The organism is Acinetobacter sp. CE-15 (assembly GCF_051059255.1).
GTDB lineage: Bacteria > Pseudomonadota > Gammaproteobacteria > Pseudomonadales > Moraxellaceae > Acinetobacter > Acinetobacter guillouiae.
In genome coordinates this window covers 1,919,903-1,936,844 of sequence record NZ_CP192737.1, presented here as the reverse complement: position 1 = coordinate 1,936,844, position 16,942 = coordinate 1,919,903, and the positions used below count along the sequence as shown (strand labels likewise).

General features: G+C 38.4%; 17 protein-coding genes. 5 read left to right on the top strand and 12 right to left on the bottom strand.

The window, feature by feature from the left end:
- Positions 1-133: 133 nt before the first annotated feature.
- The 3 genes from ACQ7EO_RS08925 to ACQ7EO_RS08915 form a co-directional block, all read right to left on the bottom strand.
- Positions 134-349, bottom strand: coding sequence for a hypothetical protein (locus ACQ7EO_RS08925; RefSeq protein WP_004719469.1), 216 nt, complete (start codon positions 347-349; stop codon positions 134-136).
- Positions 350-522: 173 nt separating this feature from the next.
- Complete coding sequence (gene tkt, locus ACQ7EO_RS08920; RefSeq protein WP_034615254.1) at positions 523-2,511, bottom strand: transketolase; 1,989 nt, start codon at positions 2,509-2,511, stop codon at positions 523-525.
- Positions 2,512-2,674: 163 nt separating this feature from the next.
- The gene (locus tag ACQ7EO_RS08915) at positions 2,675-2,809 is read right to left on the bottom strand and encodes a hypothetical protein (protein WP_270402692.1); all 135 of its coding nucleotides are present in this window, start codon (positions 2,807-2,809) and stop codon (positions 2,675-2,677) included.
- Positions 2,810-3,079: 270 nt separating this feature from the next.
- On the opposite strand from ACQ7EO_RS08915, the gene metK reads away from it, so the two are divergent.
- A complete protein-coding gene (gene metK / locus ACQ7EO_RS08910; RefSeq protein WP_004719464.1) occupies positions 3,080-4,246 on the top strand; it encodes a methionine adenosyltransferase in 1,167 nt (388 codons plus the stop codon).
- A 253-nt stretch (positions 4,247-4,499) separates the two neighbouring features.
- On the opposite strand, the gene ACQ7EO_RS08905 is transcribed toward metK, so the two are convergent.
- Positions 4,500-4,751 carry a hypothetical protein gene (locus ACQ7EO_RS08905; RefSeq protein ID WP_004822342.1) on the bottom strand — a complete coding sequence of 84 codons (252 nt, stop codon included), beginning with the start codon at positions 4,749-4,751 and terminating at the stop codon, positions 4,500-4,502.
- Between the two features lie 296 nt (positions 4,752-5,047).
- Here ACQ7EO_RS08905 and ACQ7EO_RS08900 point away from each other — a divergent pair, with 296 nt between their 5' ends.
- Positions 5,048-5,236, top strand: coding sequence for a hypothetical protein (locus ACQ7EO_RS08900; protein WP_004822344.1), 189 nt, complete (start codon positions 5,048-5,050; stop codon positions 5,234-5,236).
- Here the strand turns inward: ACQ7EO_RS08900 and ACQ7EO_RS08895 are convergent.
- Complete coding sequence (locus ACQ7EO_RS08895) at positions 5,233-5,862, bottom strand: LysE family transporter (protein WP_004822346.1); 630 nt, start codon at positions 5,860-5,862, stop codon at positions 5,233-5,235. The two genes, ACQ7EO_RS08900 and ACQ7EO_RS08895, sit on opposite strands and share 4 nt — an antisense overlap.
- A 410-nt stretch (positions 5,863-6,272) precedes the next feature.
- Positions 6,273-6,842 (bottom strand): FxsA family protein, encoded by a 570-nt coding sequence (locus ACQ7EO_RS08890; RefSeq protein WP_034616867.1) that lies wholly within the window; start codon positions 6,840-6,842, stop codon positions 6,273-6,275.
- A 311-nt stretch (positions 6,843-7,153) separates the two neighbouring features.
- Between ACQ7EO_RS08890 and ruvC the strand changes: the two genes are divergently transcribed.
- Positions 7,154-7,699: a crossover junction endodeoxyribonuclease RuvC gene (ruvC, locus tag ACQ7EO_RS08885; protein WP_004719459.1), complete on the top strand. Its 546-nt coding sequence runs from the start codon at positions 7,154-7,156 to the stop codon at positions 7,697-7,699.
- Between the two features lie 128 nt (positions 7,700-7,827).
- Here ruvC and ACQ7EO_RS08880 read toward each other — a convergent pair whose 3' ends face one another.
- The 4 genes from ACQ7EO_RS08880 to ACQ7EO_RS08865 are packed head-to-tail and all read right to left on the bottom strand — an operon-like array spanning position 7,828 to position 10,856.
- Complete coding sequence (locus ACQ7EO_RS08880) at positions 7,828-8,169, bottom strand: hypothetical protein (protein WP_004719458.1); 342 nt, start codon at positions 8,167-8,169, stop codon at positions 7,828-7,830.
- Positions 8,162-9,046: a hypothetical protein gene (locus ACQ7EO_RS08875; RefSeq protein ID WP_434279411.1), complete on the bottom strand. Its 885-nt coding sequence runs from the start codon at positions 9,044-9,046 to the stop codon at positions 8,162-8,164. The genes ACQ7EO_RS08880 and ACQ7EO_RS08875 overlap by 8 nt, the downstream gene beginning before the upstream one ends.
- 50 nt (positions 9,047-9,096) lie before the next feature.
- Positions 9,097-9,369, bottom strand: a complete 273-nt coding sequence (locus tag ACQ7EO_RS08870) for an acylphosphatase (protein WP_434279410.1) — start codon at positions 9,367-9,369, stop codon at positions 9,097-9,099.
- The gene (locus ACQ7EO_RS08865) at positions 9,369-10,856 is read right to left on the bottom strand and encodes an NAD(P)H-hydrate dehydratase (protein ID WP_434279409.1); all 1,488 of its coding nucleotides are present in this window, start codon (positions 10,854-10,856) and stop codon (positions 9,369-9,371) included. Before ACQ7EO_RS08865 ends, ACQ7EO_RS08870 begins: the two co-directional genes overlap by 1 nt.
- A gap of 46 nt (positions 10,857-10,902) precedes the next feature.
- Here ACQ7EO_RS08865 and queG point away from each other — a divergent pair, with 46 nt between their 5' ends.
- Together queG and bioB are read left to right on the top strand one after the other, a co-directional pair.
- The gene (gene queG / locus ACQ7EO_RS08860) at positions 10,903-12,012 is read left to right on the top strand and encodes a tRNA epoxyqueuosine(34) reductase QueG (RefSeq protein WP_096734397.1); all 1,110 of its coding nucleotides are present in this window, start codon (positions 10,903-10,905) and stop codon (positions 12,010-12,012) included.
- A 290-nt stretch (positions 12,013-12,302) separates the two neighbouring features.
- On the top strand, positions 12,303-13,292 hold the full coding sequence (gene bioB / locus ACQ7EO_RS08855; RefSeq protein WP_004719449.1) for a biotin synthase BioB: 990 nt from the start codon (positions 12,303-12,305) through the stop codon (positions 13,290-13,292).
- Positions 13,293-13,403: 111 nt separating this feature from the next.
- Here bioB and ACQ7EO_RS08850 read toward each other — a convergent pair whose 3' ends face one another.
- Together ACQ7EO_RS08850 and purF are read right to left on the bottom strand one after the other, a co-directional pair.
- Positions 13,404-15,296: a M48 family metalloprotease gene (locus tag ACQ7EO_RS08850; RefSeq protein WP_004822360.1), complete on the bottom strand. Its 1,893-nt coding sequence runs from the start codon at positions 15,294-15,296 to the stop codon at positions 13,404-13,406.
- 85 nt (positions 15,297-15,381) lie between these two features.
- Positions 15,382-16,926: an amidophosphoribosyltransferase gene (purF, locus tag ACQ7EO_RS08845; RefSeq protein ID WP_004719445.1), complete on the bottom strand. Its 1,545-nt coding sequence runs from the start codon at positions 16,924-16,926 to the stop codon at positions 15,382-15,384.
- Positions 16,927-16,942: the final 16 nt, after the last annotated feature.

The window sequence follows — 16,942 nt, the reverse complement described above, 5'->3', positions numbered from 1 at the left end:
TTTCTGACCCAGTTAGCATTTCCTTGATCATAGATTGTATTATTATAATTTTTTTCAGCTGTTAATTTAGATGAAGATTAATTCTTAAAATTACAAAAGATAAAAATCAAAGCCCCTTTCGGGGCTTTTAAACTTATAACTTTTCAACCAAGACACGATCGACCTGTTTTAAACCAGATTGTTTTTCATGGTTTTTACGGCGGATCTTAATCAACTTATCTTCTTGAAAATCCTGTAACAGCAACTCAACTGCAACCATAGATTCAAGCGGCAAATCTTGCCCAATCCACTTTTGCTCACCTGCGTCCATCAAGGTAATTTCATCACTAATTTGTTCATAAAGGCTCATATTTTCCTCACTTCTGGGATATGTATCACCATGTTTCATGAATACCCAATGAATGGCACAACTATATACCTATTGCTAAAAACTGCTACTAAAATTTAATTAATTTACAAACAAATCTCACAAAATAAAAACGCCCCTAGCGGAGCGTTTCCATATTTAAAACGATGCAAGAATTAAGCAGTTAATTCTTTTACAGCGCCAACAACAGCTTCAGTAGTAATACCAAAGAATTGGAATAAATCTTTGGCTGGTGCAGACTCACCATAAGTCGACATACCAATAACTTTGCCGTCTAAACCTACAAATTTCCACCAGTAATCTACATGTCCAGCTTCAACTGCAACACGTGCACGGATATTTGATGGTAATACTGCTTCACGATATGCAGCATCTTGCTTCACAAATTCTTCTGCACATGGCATAGACACTACACGAACACCGTCAAGTTGTGCATATGCTTCCATCGCCAATGAAACTTCTGAACCAGTCGCAATGATGATCGCTTTTAATTCGCCTTTTTCTTCAGCCAATACATAACCACCTTTCACAACATTCTCAATCTGAGCTTGAGTACGTGTTTGGAATGGTAAGTTTTGACGAGAGAAAATTAACGCTGTAGGACCTTCGTTACGTGTTAAAGCAGATTTCCAAGAAATAGACGCTTCAACTGTGTCACATGGGCGCCATGTATTTAAATTTGGTGTACCGCGTAAAGAAGCAATTTGCTCAACAGGTTGATGCGTTGGGCCATCTTCACCTAGACCAATTGAGTCATGAGTATAAACATGGATCACACGTTGTTTCATCAATGCAGACATACGAACTGCATTACGAGCATATTCCATAAACATAAGGAAGGTTGCCACATAAGGAATGAAACCACCATGTAATGCTACACCATTGGCAATTGCAGTCATACCAAACTCACGCACACCATAATGTACGTAGTTACCCGCAGGATCAGACTCAACCCCTTTCGCGCCTTTCCAAAGTGTAAGGTTAGAACCCGCCAAGTCAGCAGAACCACCTAAAATTTCAGGTAGTAAAGGTGCAAATGCTTGAATCGCATTTTGGCTTGCTTTACGTGTTGCAATGGTTTCACCTTTTGCATTCACTTCAGCAATATAAGCATCCGCTTGTGCCAAAAATTCTGCAGGCAAGTCACCATTCACACGACGTTTTAACTCAGCCGCTTCTGTTGGGTATTTTGCAGCATAGCTTGCAAAAACGTCATTCCAAGCAGCTTCTGAAGCTGAACCCTTTGCTTTTGCATCCCAAGCTGTATAGACATCAGCAGGAATAACAAACGGCTCTTCTTTCCAACCCAATGCTTCACGAGTTAATGTAATTTCATCATTACCTAGTGGTGCACCGTGGCAATCTTCTTTACCTTGTTTGTTTGGCGAACCTAAACCAATAATCGTTTTACAGATAATCAACGTTGGTTTCGAGCTTTCTGCACGCGCAGCAACTGTTGCAGCACGAATTGCATCTGCATCATGACCATCTGCACGAAGTACTTGCCAACCATAAGCTTTAAAGCGCTCTTCTGTATCGTCTGAGAACCAGCCTTCTACTTCACCATCAATAGAAATACCGTTGTCATCATAATAAACAACGAGTTTTCCAAGACCTAATGTTCCAGCAAGTGAACATGCTTCATGGGAAATACCTTCCATTAAGCAACCATCACCCAAGAAACAGTAAGTGAAGTGATCTACAACTTGAATATCTTGTTTATTAAATTGTGCCGCTAAAGTTTTCTCAGCAAGTGCAAAACCTACAGCATTGGCAACACCTTGACCAAGTGGACCTGTTGTCGTTTCAATTCCTGGTGCATAACCTAATTCTGGGTGACCAGGAGTTTTAGAATGTAATTGGCGGAATTGTTTAATATCTTCAATAGAAAGATCATAACCAGTTAAATGAAGCAAAGCATATTGCAACATTGAACCATGACCATTTGACAATACAAAACGGTCGCGGTTTGCCCATTGTGGGTTGCTTGGATTATGGTTTAAAAATTCACGCCATACGACATCAGCGATATCTGCCATCCCCATTGGAGCACCTGGATGTCCAGAATTAGCTTTTTGCACAGCATCCATAGCCAATACACGAATTGCGTTAGCTATACGACGTTCATTCAGCGGGGTTGTCATAAATCAGAGTCCAATAAATTAAAATATAGGAAGATGAATAGAAAATTCAAAAACTGGGATGTATTGTCTTAAAAAAAGCGATCAGGGTAAAGACTTAAGTCTATATTTATCCGCTTAGGTTGCAAATTAATTAAAAAATATACCGAATAGTCTTAAATCAACGTTAAAAACGGTCTTTTTTCTTATTCACATCGAACATCTCAACATCAGCAAAACAAATTTGATTATGTTTAAGCGATGCGGTTACATTCGGATACTCTTTCACCATCCAATTCAGTCTAAATTTTGAAAATTTCATACTGATCAATTTTAAATAGAACAAGATCTCGCTAAAGCGTTTCACATGATAAAAAGTCATGATAACTTGAATGCAAATCGGCCTGCTTTTGCAAATTTTCCAGAAAACAGGACTCAACCATAATCTTTTATCAATTTTTCTAATGAGCATATCAATTAAAAACACATGAAAATGAATTTAATTCATGCATTTTAGTCAGGTAATGCTAGTCCTCAGGCTGAAGTCGATGTAACATATTGCGTCTTTATAAATTACTGTGATAGGACTTTCATGCGCGAGTATGCTGTTTTTACTTCGGAATCTGTGAGCGAAGGCCATCCAGATAAAATGGCTGACCAAATCAGTGACGCTATCTTGGATGCAATCTTAAAAGAAGACCCATACGCTAGGGTTGCATGCGAAACATTAGTAAAAACTGGTGCAGTCGTTCTTGCAGGTGAAATTACAACGACTGCAAATGTCGATTTTGAAACTATTGTCCGCAATACCGTAAATGGAATTGGCTATCACCATACCGATTTAGGTTTTGATGGTTCAACTTGTGCTGTGATTAACATGGTGGGTAAACAATCACCTGAAATTGCACAAGGTGTAGATCGTCAGAAACCAGAAGACCAAGGTGCAGGTGACCAAGGTTTAATGTTTGGTTATGCAAGCCGTGAAACTGATGTGTTGATGCCAGCACCGATTTCATATGCGCATCGCTTAATGGAAAAACAAGCTGAATTACGTCGTAACGGCGCACTACCGTGGTTACGTCCAGATGCAAAAAGCCAAGTAACATTTGCCTATGAAAATGGCAAACCTGTTCGTTTAGATGCAGTTGTTCTTTCAACTCAGCACGATCCTGAAATTTCACAAGCCAATCTTAAAGAGGCTGTGATTGAAGAAATCGTGAAAAAAATTATCCCTGCTGAAATGTTCCATGCAGGTACTAAATTTCACATCAACCCAACAGGGTTATTTGTGATTGGTGGTCCAGTGGGTGACTGTGGTTTAACCGGTCGTAAAATCATTGTAGATACTTACGGTGGTATGGCGCGTCATGGTGGCGGTGCTTTCTCGGGTAAAGACCCATCAAAAGTTGACCGTTCTGCTGCGTATGCAGGCCGTTATGTTGCAAAAAATATTGTTGCAGCAGGTTTGGCGGATAAATGTGAAATTCAAGTGTCTTACGCAATTGGTGTTGCTGAGCCAACTTCGATTTCGATCAACACATTTAATACCGGCAAAGTATCTGATGAATTGATTATCCAATTGGTTCGTGAGCATTTTGACTTACGTCCATACGGTATCACCCGTATGCTTGATCTAATTCAACCGATGTATAAGCAAACCGCTGCTTATGGTCATTTTGGTCGTGAAGGTTCAGATACTGCATTTACTTGGGAAAAGACAGATAAAGTTGAAGCACTTAAAGCTTCTGCAAATTTGTAATTCTAGCCTAAGATCTAAATCTGAAAAAAGCTCGCAAATGCGAGCTTTTTTATTGAATTAATGTTATCGGGATGAATACCTCAAAATTTTTCCTCCTCTACTCCACTGAATATCTATATGTTAAATATCTTATCGATATTTATAACTTAAAACATCTCTAATGGTTTGTTTATTTTAATCATTAGCATGATCTAATTTTATTGTTTTTTAAAAAATCAAACCTTTATACAATTAAACCTACCATCTACACGAATTATTGACCATCTGATTTAGCATCTGGCTGTAACACACTCAATAAAGAAACTTGCGCTGGGGTTTCTGTATTGTGATTTTGCAAATAAATATGTCCCACTTTAAACGTTACTGCTGCAATCAAACAAGCAACCAGACAAAACGTCCATAATCCATATGGGCTTTTAATATGTTGAGAGCCACATTTTGGACAAACTTTTTGTGTTGAACTGACCGCTTCATCACAACAAGCACAATGATATTGTAGAATCATATTCAGATCTCCTTTTATGGCGCTATTATTGTTTTTAATTATTACACTACAATTATATCCATATATGTAATGCAAAAAATCTGTTTCTTTTTTTAGTGTACATGATTCATATCTTTTGACAAGACAAATTTGTTTCAATATATTCTTGCATAAATTCAATAACTTAAATTTACATACTAAAAATAAGTGATTATAAATCAACAGCTATCAAATTGTGGATCATTCATTCAATATTCTGTATTACATTGATTCAAGCTATAATCTGTAAAGTTAAAGATATTGTTTTGGAGATTATTTTGGTACAGCTGATTAAAAAAGGCGGTTTAAGAGAGCGTGCAAATCGCAGTCGTAAATACACGCAATCTGAAAATAATATTAAAACCTTAGATCCACATCGCTATGCCACTCAAGATCAAAACGATAGTCGCAATGATCAACAGTCACAACAACAACCCGTAAATCCTCTACAACATCCCGACCACTAAAACATTTTCAAGACATCGACCCAAAGGAAAATGGCAAATAATAAGAAAAAGCTTCCTGAAACAATATCGATATAACTTCCCGATTTTTGATAAACGCGTTTAATTTTAGGAATTGACATGATCATCATCAACAGGCTGAAAACTAAAAATGTTTGTATTGGAATAATCACTGCCAACTGCGGTTTTAAATTTGCACCTGCTGTTGAACTCAATGCCAATGAAAAAACACTACTAAAATAAATCACAATCTTAGGATTAGCTAAATTGGTATAAAGGCCCAATAGAAAATAGTTTTTAGGGGGCTGCTCGATCACGCCATCTAAATTGGTATTTTGTTTAAGTGTTGCAATGCCGCCTTTCAACATTGCATAGCCCATTTTAGCAAGGAATAAGCCCCCGATCAGCATCAAGACTTGTTGAATCCATGGCCATTGTTCCAATAAAACCGTAAAACCAAGCAAGGTTAATGCAACCCATACCACCACACCAGCAGAGATGCCTAAAATGATTTTTACAGTATTGGCACGTGTTGTCGATGCTGAGCTTTTAGCGACAAGTAATACATCTGGACCAGGACTCAACTGTGCAACAAAGTGTAGTGCACAAATAGTCAATAACATCGACATAATAAAATCTTAGAAATTGTGACTCAGTGATTATATCGTTTGATCAAAAATATGTTTAAGAAATTATGCTTGCTTTAGGGTTTGTTGACATTTCATAAATGGCTTGCGTTGTAGGTTAAAATTGAGCAGGCAAGGCAGGAAACGAAGAGAATAGTGAGACTATTTTCGAGTTTCATAACGAAGGCTGAGATAATTTTAGCCACAACCCTTCGGGACTAGCGTGTTTTTTGCCGCTACTTTGTTACGAACTACTTATTTAGAATGACTAAATTTCGTATTTCGTGCCTAGTATCGCCTAAAAAACACTCGTAGTCGCAAACGTAGACGAATTGTCAACAGACCCTATGATTTCAGACATAAAAAAGCCGAATCATTGATTCGGCGTTCTATTCAATATCGTAGACTATATTTTATTTTTTATTTACATCTTTCAATTCAATTTGTTTATGCTGCGGTTCAACTTCATGCGCTTCACCATCAATAATGGTTGAATCACGATATTGCCCACCAGATTGCTGGTTTTGCATATCCTGCATTTGACGCATCAAATCTGCAAATGGGTTTTGACCTTGAGCACCCCCCATGTCCCCCATTCCACCCATCATATTGTTCATCATGGCTTGTTGCTTTTTCGCCATATATTTCATACCTGCATTTTTAATTGCATTCTGTACAGGTGGAAGAATAACCAGTAACGCCAAGACATCGGTGATTAAACCTGGAATCATCAACAAAATGCCCGCAAATGCTGTCGCCATTTTTTTGGCAATTGCAGGATCATTTCCCATCATTCCTGTCATTTGCATTTGTTGTAATTGCGGCATAATTGTTGCGGTACTTGAACGCAACAAGTTTAAACCAATTACAAAAGCAATGATAAACCAGAAAAATACGTACCAACCGCTAATGAATTGGGCTACACCAATCCATACAGCAATTTCAAGAATCGTACCAATTAAAATAATAGGAAAAAGTTTCATCGAAACAAGGCATCTCAAAGATAAATTAAAAGTGAGCTTGAAAATTCACATATAAAAACAATGAATTTCGTTGCTTCTATCATTTATATGGGCAGTTAAAAATTTTTAAAGGGTAATTTTGTGTTCTGACAACGATTTTATGTATTTGTGCGATTTATTGACTAAGATTTTATAAATAATGAGCCCCCTAGCGTTGTGCTTAAGGGAAATAATACTATTGTGTACTTTGATTATACAACTAAGTTAAAATTTTACTTACAATTCATTTTTAGAATCATATAATTGAAGCAAGACTTACGATAAGCAGTATTATGCCTTTAATTATTGGAATTGACCCTGGTTCACGCTTAACAGGTTATGGCATCATTGAAAAAGATGGTCAAAAACTTACTTTTGTTGATGCTGGTACAATTCGCACTGAAACAACAGAAATGCCTGAGCGACTCAAACGAATTTTTGCTGGAGTTGAACGTATTGTTCAGTTTCATGGTCCTACAGAAGCTGCTGTAGAGCAAGTATTTATGGCACAAAACCCTGATTCCGCTTTAAAACTTGGACAAGCGCGTGGCGCGGCAATTGCAGCATTGGTCAATTTAGACTTACAAGTTGCAGAATATACGGCCCGTCAAATTAAACAATCTGTTGTGGGCTATGGTGCTGCAGACAAAGAACAAGTTCAGATGATGGTAATGAAGTTACTTAACTTATCAATCCAACCCCAACAAGATGCTGCCGATGCACTCGCTGCAGCAATTTGCCATGCCCATGCTTCTGGCAGTATGAGCAAATTAGCTGTACTGAATGCTTTAGGCGGGATGGCTCGTGGGCGGAGTCGCAATAGTAGTCGTCGACGTTAATTTATATACCACCAAAACGCCTCACTCTACCCATGTCAAAGCCCAAGCTATTGCAATCATAAACAAGTTATCGGTATCACCAAGATGATCTGAAAGGTTTTTTATTTATTGAGATGGTAGAGCCCATCTCAAGTGAGATAAGGCAAAGTATCTTTTCGAATCTCACGAATGCTGGGTTGCTTCGTATAGGTTGCAATTAACATTTTTCCAGAAGTTCTTAGATTTTTCTTCTGTTCTGAATCAACACGTATCAATACCAACTCTTCAGGAATACGTGGATTACTCCCTTCTCGACAAATTATGAAATTTTGATTCCGTTCAAGAATGGTATAATTTGGAAATTCCTTTTGTAACTTTGCTTTGAATGACAAAGACTTATCTTCTTTTTTTCCACTATCGAGTTGGGTATAAATGATCAATACCAAACACGCAGCAAATACAATTCCAACAACTAAATATTTATCAATCATGTAATTTCACTCGAATATACTTCTGCTGTTTTTCATTATACTGATAAACATGGGTTTCATTTATAGGCACAATTTTAGCGATATCACCAACATAGATTTGTTGCGTACCAGAATAGTGAATTTCAATATCGTACAAACCATCATGCTCAGTGCTTAAAAAGCGATAATCAGCTTGTGTATTGTAGATTTTATCACTTCCTGTCACTTCATTGTCATTCCCAATTTCTGCAACTTCCAATTTGACCAGTACAGGGTTTTCATCAAATGGGATGATATAGAGCGTGCTCGTTGAATAGCCTTGTCGACTATACGCTTGTTCTTCGACATAGCCTTTTATTCGCGGACCAATTTTTCGAATATTTTTAACTATATTTTCAGTCGGATAAGGCAAATAATTAAAATCTGCATTCATCCAACTCTTTTCATCCTGACTCTGACTCACTAACTCAAATTGACCTAAAGCATTTTTCTTAAATAGGTAGATTTTAGTAAATGTTGCGCATACACCACAAAAGTTTAGTAATTGATTATTTTTATCTATCGAAACTTCTGTTGTACTTATAAGATAGCGCAACTCATTTTGAGCATTTTGATAAGCATTCGCAGGACTAAATACAATCACAGCATCATCACGATCAAAGACATGGGTATATTCGGCATTTTTAATCCCGACATACTGTATATTGCTCTGATCTAATTGAAGGATTTTGACATATTGGATCTGCTGTTGATAAAAAGATTTCATCACAGTTTTAAAGTCCAAATCTTTTAAAACAATCTTATTCTTATTCATCACAGCGTCTACTGGTTGTGCGACAAGCTCAGTATGAATACCGCACATCAAAATACAGCTGAATAAAATTTTGTTGATCATCATAGGTAATATTGATTTATATCAGTATGTGGTTGCTATTCTAAATGATCACTTTAACGAATCATCTTAAAATCCGTATAGTCTAAATCACGATTCAGGTTTTGTTGTTCAATACTGCTCACATCAGCACGTAAAGGCCCAACATAGCAATGACGAATCAAACTTAAAATCGCTTGTTCATCTCCGACCACCACAGCTTCAACCTCGCCTGTAGTTAGATTTTTCACATAACCTTTTAAATTCAATTGTAAGGCTTCTTTTTCAAACCAACGACGATAGCCTACAGCTTGAACTTTACCACGAATTAACAATTTAACCGCTTTCATCACATACTCACTCCTGACAATGAATGATTGACCACATAATACACAGCATCATGCATTTGCTGGGCCTGTAAACCACGCATACCGTTTTTTGCGAGCCTATCACCTGCCAAAGCATGTAAGGTGACAATTTCATGTAAGTGAATATTCTCATCAAATTGTGCTTTTAAACTGGCAATCATTCCTGCAAGAACATCTCCCATTCCACCAGTGCCCATGCCTGCATTCCCCGCAGTACAGATCCATAGATGCTTTTCTAAAATCAAACTTCCAGAACCTTTAAGTACCCATTGTCCTGAATATTTTTGCTGAAGTTTTTGAATCGCAGCAATACGATCATTTTCAATCTCTGCCACTGAGCAATTTAATAATTTAGCAGCCTCACCTGGATGAGGCGTCAGGTAAGTTCGTTGATTGAGTTGAGCAGCTTGTTCAGCTAAAAACCATAAAGCATCAGCATCTAAAACCACTTGTAGCTGTGGGGTTAAATGAATGGGTGAAAACCATTTTGAAAATTGTTGTTTCGCCCAAGCATCACGCCCTAAACCCATTCCAAAACTGACAGCATCCACATGGCTTAATAAATTTTGAATATCCACATCAGTTAAAGCATTGATATCTCTTAGCATGATGTTAGGAGAGCGTGCCAGAATTGCTGTATGATGCTTGGCATGACATACAATCGTGACTTTTCCTGCACCCGCACTAAATGCAGATTCAGCAGCTAACATGACTGCACCGCCCATCTCTGCATGCCCACCGACCACCAAAACATGCCCATAACTGCCTTTATGGCCGAACGCTTGGCGTTGTGGCAATTGAATCTGGGTAGGTGACAACTGTGCGACTGCTTTTAATTGTGGGTCTATTGGAACAATTGAAACGAGCTCAATTTGACCCGCATATTCTCGACCCTGCCCTGTAAACAAGCCCGCTTTCAGGCCTAAAACAGTCAATGTTTGATCTGCTTTTACCGCAACAGGTAATGGCTGTCCAGTATTGGCATTTAAACCACTTGGAATATCGATGGCTACTTTTAAACCTGATTGGACATTATAGTGTTGAATAATCGCTTGCAATGCATCATCCAAATCACGGTTTAAGCCAATACCAAACAGTGCATCAATATGACAATCAAAGCGCTTTTCGATATTAAAATGTGGATGGATTTTTATTTTATCTGTCTGTACTAATTCACTTGCCGCCTTTAACTGCTGAGAATGCCCTGCATCAGTTGCAAATATTTCGACTTGATAACCGTATTGATGCAAATAATGAGCAACACAATAGCCGTCACCTGCGTTATTTCCTGCACCGCACCACACTGCAACAGTGGTAATTGGGGGAGAAGCTTGTTGAAACAAAATATTTAAGCGTTGCGCAATCGACCAAGCCACCTGTTGCATTAAACCAAAAACGCTATTTTGCTGAGCAAACCAACGCGCTTCCCATGCTTGTATTTCACGGCTGTGATAAACTTGCTGATGCATCATTCTGTCCTTTTCTTCTCACTATTTTATAGCGCATTGATTCATTATGTCGGCAACTTTAACTTCGCAATCCATTCCCTTGCAACAGCTTGATCTTCAAGAACTAAAATCTTGGATCAAACAACAGGCTTTGCAACTGGGCTTTGCTGATTGTGTCATTGCTCGTCCTGATGCTCAAGCTGAATTACCACGATTTAAAGAATATTTAAAACGCGGATACCATGGGGATATGAAGTTTTTAGAAGAAAATTTAGAAAAAAGAGCGGATCCAACACTACTGGTTCCAGGCACAAAAAGTATCATCTGTGTACGAATGAATTATTTGGTGGAAACACCAAAACCGCGTTATGTACCAGATGAGCCCAATGCAGCAATTATTGCCCGTTATGCACGTGGACGTGACTATCATAAAATCATGCGTGGTCGGCTAAAAACCTTGGCAACCCTCATTAAAGAAAAAGTTGGTCCGTTTGAATCCCGCCCCTTTGCCGACTCAGCGCCGGTGTTTGAAAAATCATTGGCAGAAAGTGCGGGTATGGGATGGACTGGTAAACATACTTTATTGATTCATAAAAAATCGGGTTCTTTTTTTGTTTTAGGTGAATTATTTACTTCACTTGATTTGCCCTTTGATGAACCAGCAACGCATCATTGTGGTTCATGCTCAGCCTGTATCGACATTTGCCCAACTCAAGCGATTGTTGAGCCGTATATGCTGGATGCGCGCAGATGTATCGCCTATTTAACCATCGAATATAAGGGAATCATTCCTGAAGAGTTAAGACGTGGTATTGGTAACCGTGTTTTTGGCTGTGATGACTGTCAACTGATTTGTCCTTGGAACAGTTTTGCCAAAAAAGCTTCGATTGAAGACTTTAACCCACGTCATGGCCTAGACGATATTAACTTATTGGATTTATGGCAATGGGATGAACAAACCTTCCTCAATTGTACTGAGGGTAGCCCCATCCGACGTACAGGCTTTCAAAGCTTTATGCGCAATATTGCAATTGGCTTAGGTAATGCACCGTATTCAGCCCAAATTATTGCAGCATTGACCCAAAATAGAGCCTTACATGATGAAGTTGTGCAAGTCCATATTGATTGGGCTATTACCGAGCAAAATGCTAAACAACACCAAATTTCAGCCCATTGATGCCCTTAAATTGTGCCGAGTGATAATTTTCAGATCGTTGCAAAGTTCGTAATTTTTGAATATTTTAATGACCAATACACTGAAGTTAATAAAAATTAAAGTTAAAATTTTGTGAGTAAATCACAAGGAATGTGGTTAACTTTGCAACTATATTTATAATTTTAGTTTTCTATACTCTTGATCTTTTTAATCGTAAGATACCATCGTATTTGGACTTTTTTGCCCTATGGAATTGGCATGAATTATGTATTATATACAGGGATAGATAATGATTATCATGGATTTAATTAATGACAGTACGTAATGACTGGGCTCGTGAAGAAATTCAAGCTTTATATGAACAGCCTTTTTTAGACTTAGTTTTCAAAGCACAGCAAACTCATCGTGAACACTTTGATGCCAATACCATTCAAGTCAGTACTTTACTTTCAATTAAAACTGGTAAGTGCCCTGAAGATTGCAAATATTGTTCGCAATCTGCACGCTATGATTCAAAATTAGAAGCTGAAAAACGTATTGCAGTTGACAAAGTGATCAGTGAAGCAAAAGAAGCCATTGAATCAGGTTCTTCGCGTTTTTGTATGGGTGCAGCATGGCGAAACCCACATGAGCGTGATATGCCTTATGTCCTCGAAATGGTGCGCGAAGTTAAAGCATTAGGTTTAGAAACCTGTATGACACTGGGTATGCTCAACCAATCACAAGCTGAACGTTTACATGCAGCAGGCCTAGATTATTACAATCATAACTTAGATACATCTCGTGAATACTATTCACATATCATCAGCACACGTACTTTTGATGATCGCTTAGACACCTTGGATCATGTCCGTAATGCGGGGATGAAAGTCTGTAGTGGCGGTATTGTTGGATTGGGTGAAAATCGCAATGATCGTATTGGATTATTACATGAATTAGCAACCCTGCCTGTTCATCCTGAATCTGTACCAATCAATATGCTTGTTCCAATTGAAGGCACGCCACTTGCAGATGTTGAAAAACTTGATGTCACAGAATGGATTCGTACGATTGCGGTTGCGCGTATTATCATGCCACACAGCTATATCCGCCTCTCTGCAGGCCGTGAATCGCTCACTGACTCAGATCAAGCTTTAGCCTTTATGGCAGGTGCAAACTCGCTATTTAGTGGTGAAAAATTATTAACCACACCAAATGCTGGTGAAGGCAAAGACAAACAATTGTTTAATAAGCTAGGTCTAAAAGCAGAAAAAGCCAAGCCAACAGTGGCTGAGCTTTCTGTCGATGCGATGGCGAGTTAATTCAGTGTTTTTTCTAACACCACTTAAGATCAAGTGGTGTTAGCACTTCCCAGCTAATTCTTTTTATTATCATTGCTATGATTACTTTTTCTACAATTCACTTTACTCTTGTTAAATAATCATCACACTGTTCTTTTTCTGCATTTGATCTACGATATCATCTGTGGCAAAGCCAAGTCGCCAATACAGCAATTGCAGTACATCTAATTCATCTTGGGTAATAATTCGATCATTCCACAAACAAATTTCAGCCACACCTAAAATACTCAGACGATCACGTAATAATAACCCTGCGATGTCATTTAAGATTTCACCCAAATCAATAGGTTCATCTGAGATTTCTTCAAACAGTTCTAACTCATCCTTAGACAAAACCCGTTCTAAAATCTCATAACGCACATCAAGCTGATTGGCACTGTTAATTTGCTGTACGTGTAGCAAGGCATCAATCAAGCGCACAATTTGTGGTTTAACCGTTTCCAAGGATGACGGTGTATGCATCGGCAACAAATGCAATTCAGCCTTTACACGCTCAATCAGCAATGCATCCAACAAACCAATCTCGCCATCTTCTTGAATAATTTTCGCTAGCTTGGTGACGAATTGACGTGCACTGGTCGCAGGCATATTACCAAGGTTTTCACAGGCATCATGGAAAATTTGAATATGTACCCGACCATCTAAATTTAAAAGTGAGTCAATAATGGCACGACTTACCTCCGCATCAGACGGAATAAACTCGCGATACTGTCGAATCATTAAGATTGCGACCATCACCTCACGAGAACCCGTTGCCGTTTGCATAGCGCGCTGAATCAAGTCAGAACGCTCAATTTGACGGCGTACTTCTGGATTTAAAGGTTTAATTGCATCGTTTAAAGCAAAACTAATTGGAGATAAACGCAATAAAGGTAAAGGCTGTGGAGATACCCACGGGTTATAAACGTCCCCTGTTGATTCTTCCAAAGGGCGTAACAAACTAAATAAAGGCTGACTACGTAATTTTTTTAAATTTTCCAGCTGTAGATCCTGTAACAGTGTTGGATTTAACTCATAAATACGGTCTTCAATACTTGGATGGATATTTAACCAACTTTGCGGACTTAAGGAATTGGCAAAACACATATGCGCAATGGCTTCGGAAAACTCACTATGAATTTGAGAACCTGCATGATGCACATAGATACGCAATAAGGTTTGTACATTGGCATTGTTAAGCAACAATTTTTTAGTTTTATAATCGTTATAAAAAGTACGACCACCCAAAGTAAAATATTTAATCAAACGATTAATTAAAATCCCCATACTGCCGAGCAGCCAAATCACCCCGCCAACTGCGACAAAACTGGTTTCAAATTTATGCTGATTTCCCTTGGCGTTATAACGATTAAAACCCTGTTTCGCAATTTTACTTCCCAACTGGCTAAAGGTAATTAAACCACTATATAAAATTTTAAGTCGGGTATTTTCGCGTGCTTCACCGGATAGAATTTGATTGAACTCATGCCCCAATAAACCATAAAGCTCTAATTCATCCAGATTCTGTAATGCACCCCAGGTCAGAATAATCACCGTATCTCTTGGATGAAACCCAGCAGTTAAAGCATTGACTCCGACTTCATCTGGCAATACATACAATGTAGGTGCATCAATCTCAAAAGTCTCTGCAAATTTATCTGCAAGCTTTAATGCTACACTTTCTTCTGGAGTGCTTTCAATTTGACTTAAACGGCGGGCTTTTAATTGCTTTGCAAGTGAGTGACCACCTGTACGGAACACATAAAATTCATATGCGATTGACCAACCGATGATGACGATGATCAAACCGACACAGTAAGGACTGAGAATATTCCACCAGATCTCTTGATCTGGATCCACATAGTGAACCAGCAATCCTAAAACAGTATTTAGAATAAAAATGGTCAAAATGACCGCAAGTAAGCAAATACTTGCAGACCACAACATATTCTTGTTTTTTATCAAATAATGACTGACATCTTTCAATGTAAAATTCCTCATTACATTGCAAAATACTATAAATGAAAAAAGCGGGAACTTCCCGCTTTTTCTCAATGTAAATCAAAGTTGCTTACATTTCTTCTTTGATACCGCTTAAATCCACAGATGCTGCATCGATATTGACATCAATATAACCATCTTTTTCTTTTTTCGCAGTATCACTACGACTTTGCTCAAGATCAGTTAAATATTGCTCATCAATATCGCCTGTGACATAAACACCGTCAAATACTGAACAATCAAAATCTTGAATGACAGGTACTTTACTGGTTCTTACTGCCGCTTTTAAATCATCCAAGTCTTGGAAGATTAAACGATCAGCACCAATAATCTCCTGAATTTCTTCAACACTACGATGTGAAGCAATCAACTCTGCTTTTGCTGGCATATCAATACCATACACATTTGGATATTTCACCATCGGTGCAGCAGAGGCAAAATAGACTTTTTTCGCACCCGCATCACGTGCCATTTGAATGATTTCATTACAAGTGGTACCACGTACAATCGAATCATCAACCAACAAAACGTTCTTGCCTTTAAACTCAAGCTCTACAGGGTTGAGTTTTTGACGAACAGATTTGGTACGTTGTTGCTGACCCGGCATAATAAAGGTACGACCGATATAACGGTTTTTCATGAAACCTTCACGGAATTTCACACCCAACATATTCGCCAATTCTAAAGCAGAAGTACGGCTCGTATCTGGAATTGGAATCACCACGTCGATGTCATGCATATCCCCCCATTCACGAAGAATTTTCTTCGCAAGGGTTTCACCCATTTTCAAGCGTGCTTTATATACCGAAATACCATCAATAGTTGCATCTGGACGCGCAAAATAGACATATTCAAAAATACATGGGCGGTAACGTGAATTTGCCGCACACTGTTGTGAAAAGAACTCACCTTTTGAATTGATAAAGATCGCTTCACCAGGCTCAATATCACGTTCTACTTTAAAACCTAACGCGGTAATCGCAACAGATTCAGAAGCGATAATATATTCTGTTTCACCATTTTCAGTTAAACGCGAACCATAGATCAGTGGACGAATACCATTCGGATCACGAAAACCTACGATACCATGCCCTGTGATCATTGCAACGACGCCATAAGCACCTTTACAACGCTCATGCACACGTTTAACTGTATGAAAAATATCTTCAGGCATTGGCGTTAATGATGCACATTTTTGCAATTCATGAGCAAAAACGTTTAGCAATACTTCTGAGTCTGAGTCCGTATTCATATGACGTAAGTCAGTTTTGAATAAGTCATCGTGAATATCAGCCGCATTGGTTAAGTTACCATTATGCGCCAATGTAATCCCATAAGGTGAGTTTACATAGAAAGGCTGCGCTTCTGCACTACTTGAAGAACCAGCAGTTGGATAACGCACGTGACCAATACCATAGTTACCGAGTAATGCGCGCATGTGGCGAGTATGAAATACATCACGTACCATACCATTATCTTTTCTTAGAAAAAGACGTCCATTATGACAAGTCACAATCCCAGCCGCATCTTGCCCACGATGTTGTAACATCGTCAACGCATCAAATAACATTTGGTTTACAGGTGCTTTACCTGCTATACCAACGACTCCACACATAACTACCTCGCAGACC

Coding starts and splice junctions, on each gene's coding strand:
- ACQ7EO_RS08875 (WP_434279411.1), bottom strand. CDS start 9,046: ATGATGATCAACAAAATTTTATTCAGCTGTATTTTGATGTGCGGTATT.
- ACQ7EO_RS08865 (WP_434279409.1), bottom strand. CDS start 10,856: ATGCATCAGCAAGTTTATCACAGCCGTGAAATACAAGCATGGGAAGCG.
- ACQ7EO_RS08870 (WP_434279410.1), bottom strand. CDS start 9,369: ATGAAAGCGGTTAAATTGTTAATTCGTGGTAAAGTTCAAGCTGTAGGC.
- ACQ7EO_RS08880 (WP_004719458.1), bottom strand. CDS start 8,169: ATGATTGATAAATATTTAGTTGTTGGAATTGTATTTGCTGCGTGTTTG.
- bioB (WP_004719449.1), top strand. CDS start 12,303: ATGACAGTACGTAATGACTGGGCTCGTGAAGAAATTCAAGCTTTATAT.
- ACQ7EO_RS08905 (WP_004822342.1), bottom strand. CDS start 4,751: ATGATTCTACAATATCATTGTGCTTGTTGTGATGAAGCGGTCAGTTCA.
- tkt (WP_034615254.1), bottom strand. CDS start 2,511: ATGACAACCCCGCTGAATGAACGTCGTATAGCTAACGCAATTCGTGTA.
- ACQ7EO_RS08890 (WP_034616867.1), bottom strand. CDS start 6,842: ATGAAACTTTTTCCTATTATTTTAATTGGTACGATTCTTGAAATTGCT.
- ACQ7EO_RS08915 (WP_270402692.1), bottom strand. CDS start 2,809: ATGAAATTTTCAAAATTTAGACTGAATTGGATGGTGAAAGAGTATCCG.
- ACQ7EO_RS08895 (WP_004822346.1), bottom strand. CDS start 5,862: ATGTCGATGTTATTGACTATTTGTGCACTACACTTTGTTGCACAGTTG.
- metK (WP_004719464.1), top strand. CDS start 3,080: ATGCGCGAGTATGCTGTTTTTACTTCGGAATCTGTGAGCGAAGGCCAT.
- ruvC (WP_004719459.1), top strand. CDS start 7,154: ATGCCTTTAATTATTGGAATTGACCCTGGTTCACGCTTAACAGGTTAT.
- queG (WP_096734397.1), top strand. CDS start 10,903: ATGTCGGCAACTTTAACTTCGCAATCCATTCCCTTGCAACAGCTTGAT.
- purF (WP_004719445.1), bottom strand. CDS start 16,926: ATGTGTGGAGTCGTTGGTATAGCAGGTAAAGCACCTGTAAACCAAATG.
- ACQ7EO_RS08925 (WP_004719469.1), bottom strand. CDS start 349: ATGAGCCTTTATGAACAAATTAGTGATGAAATTACCTTGATGGACGCA.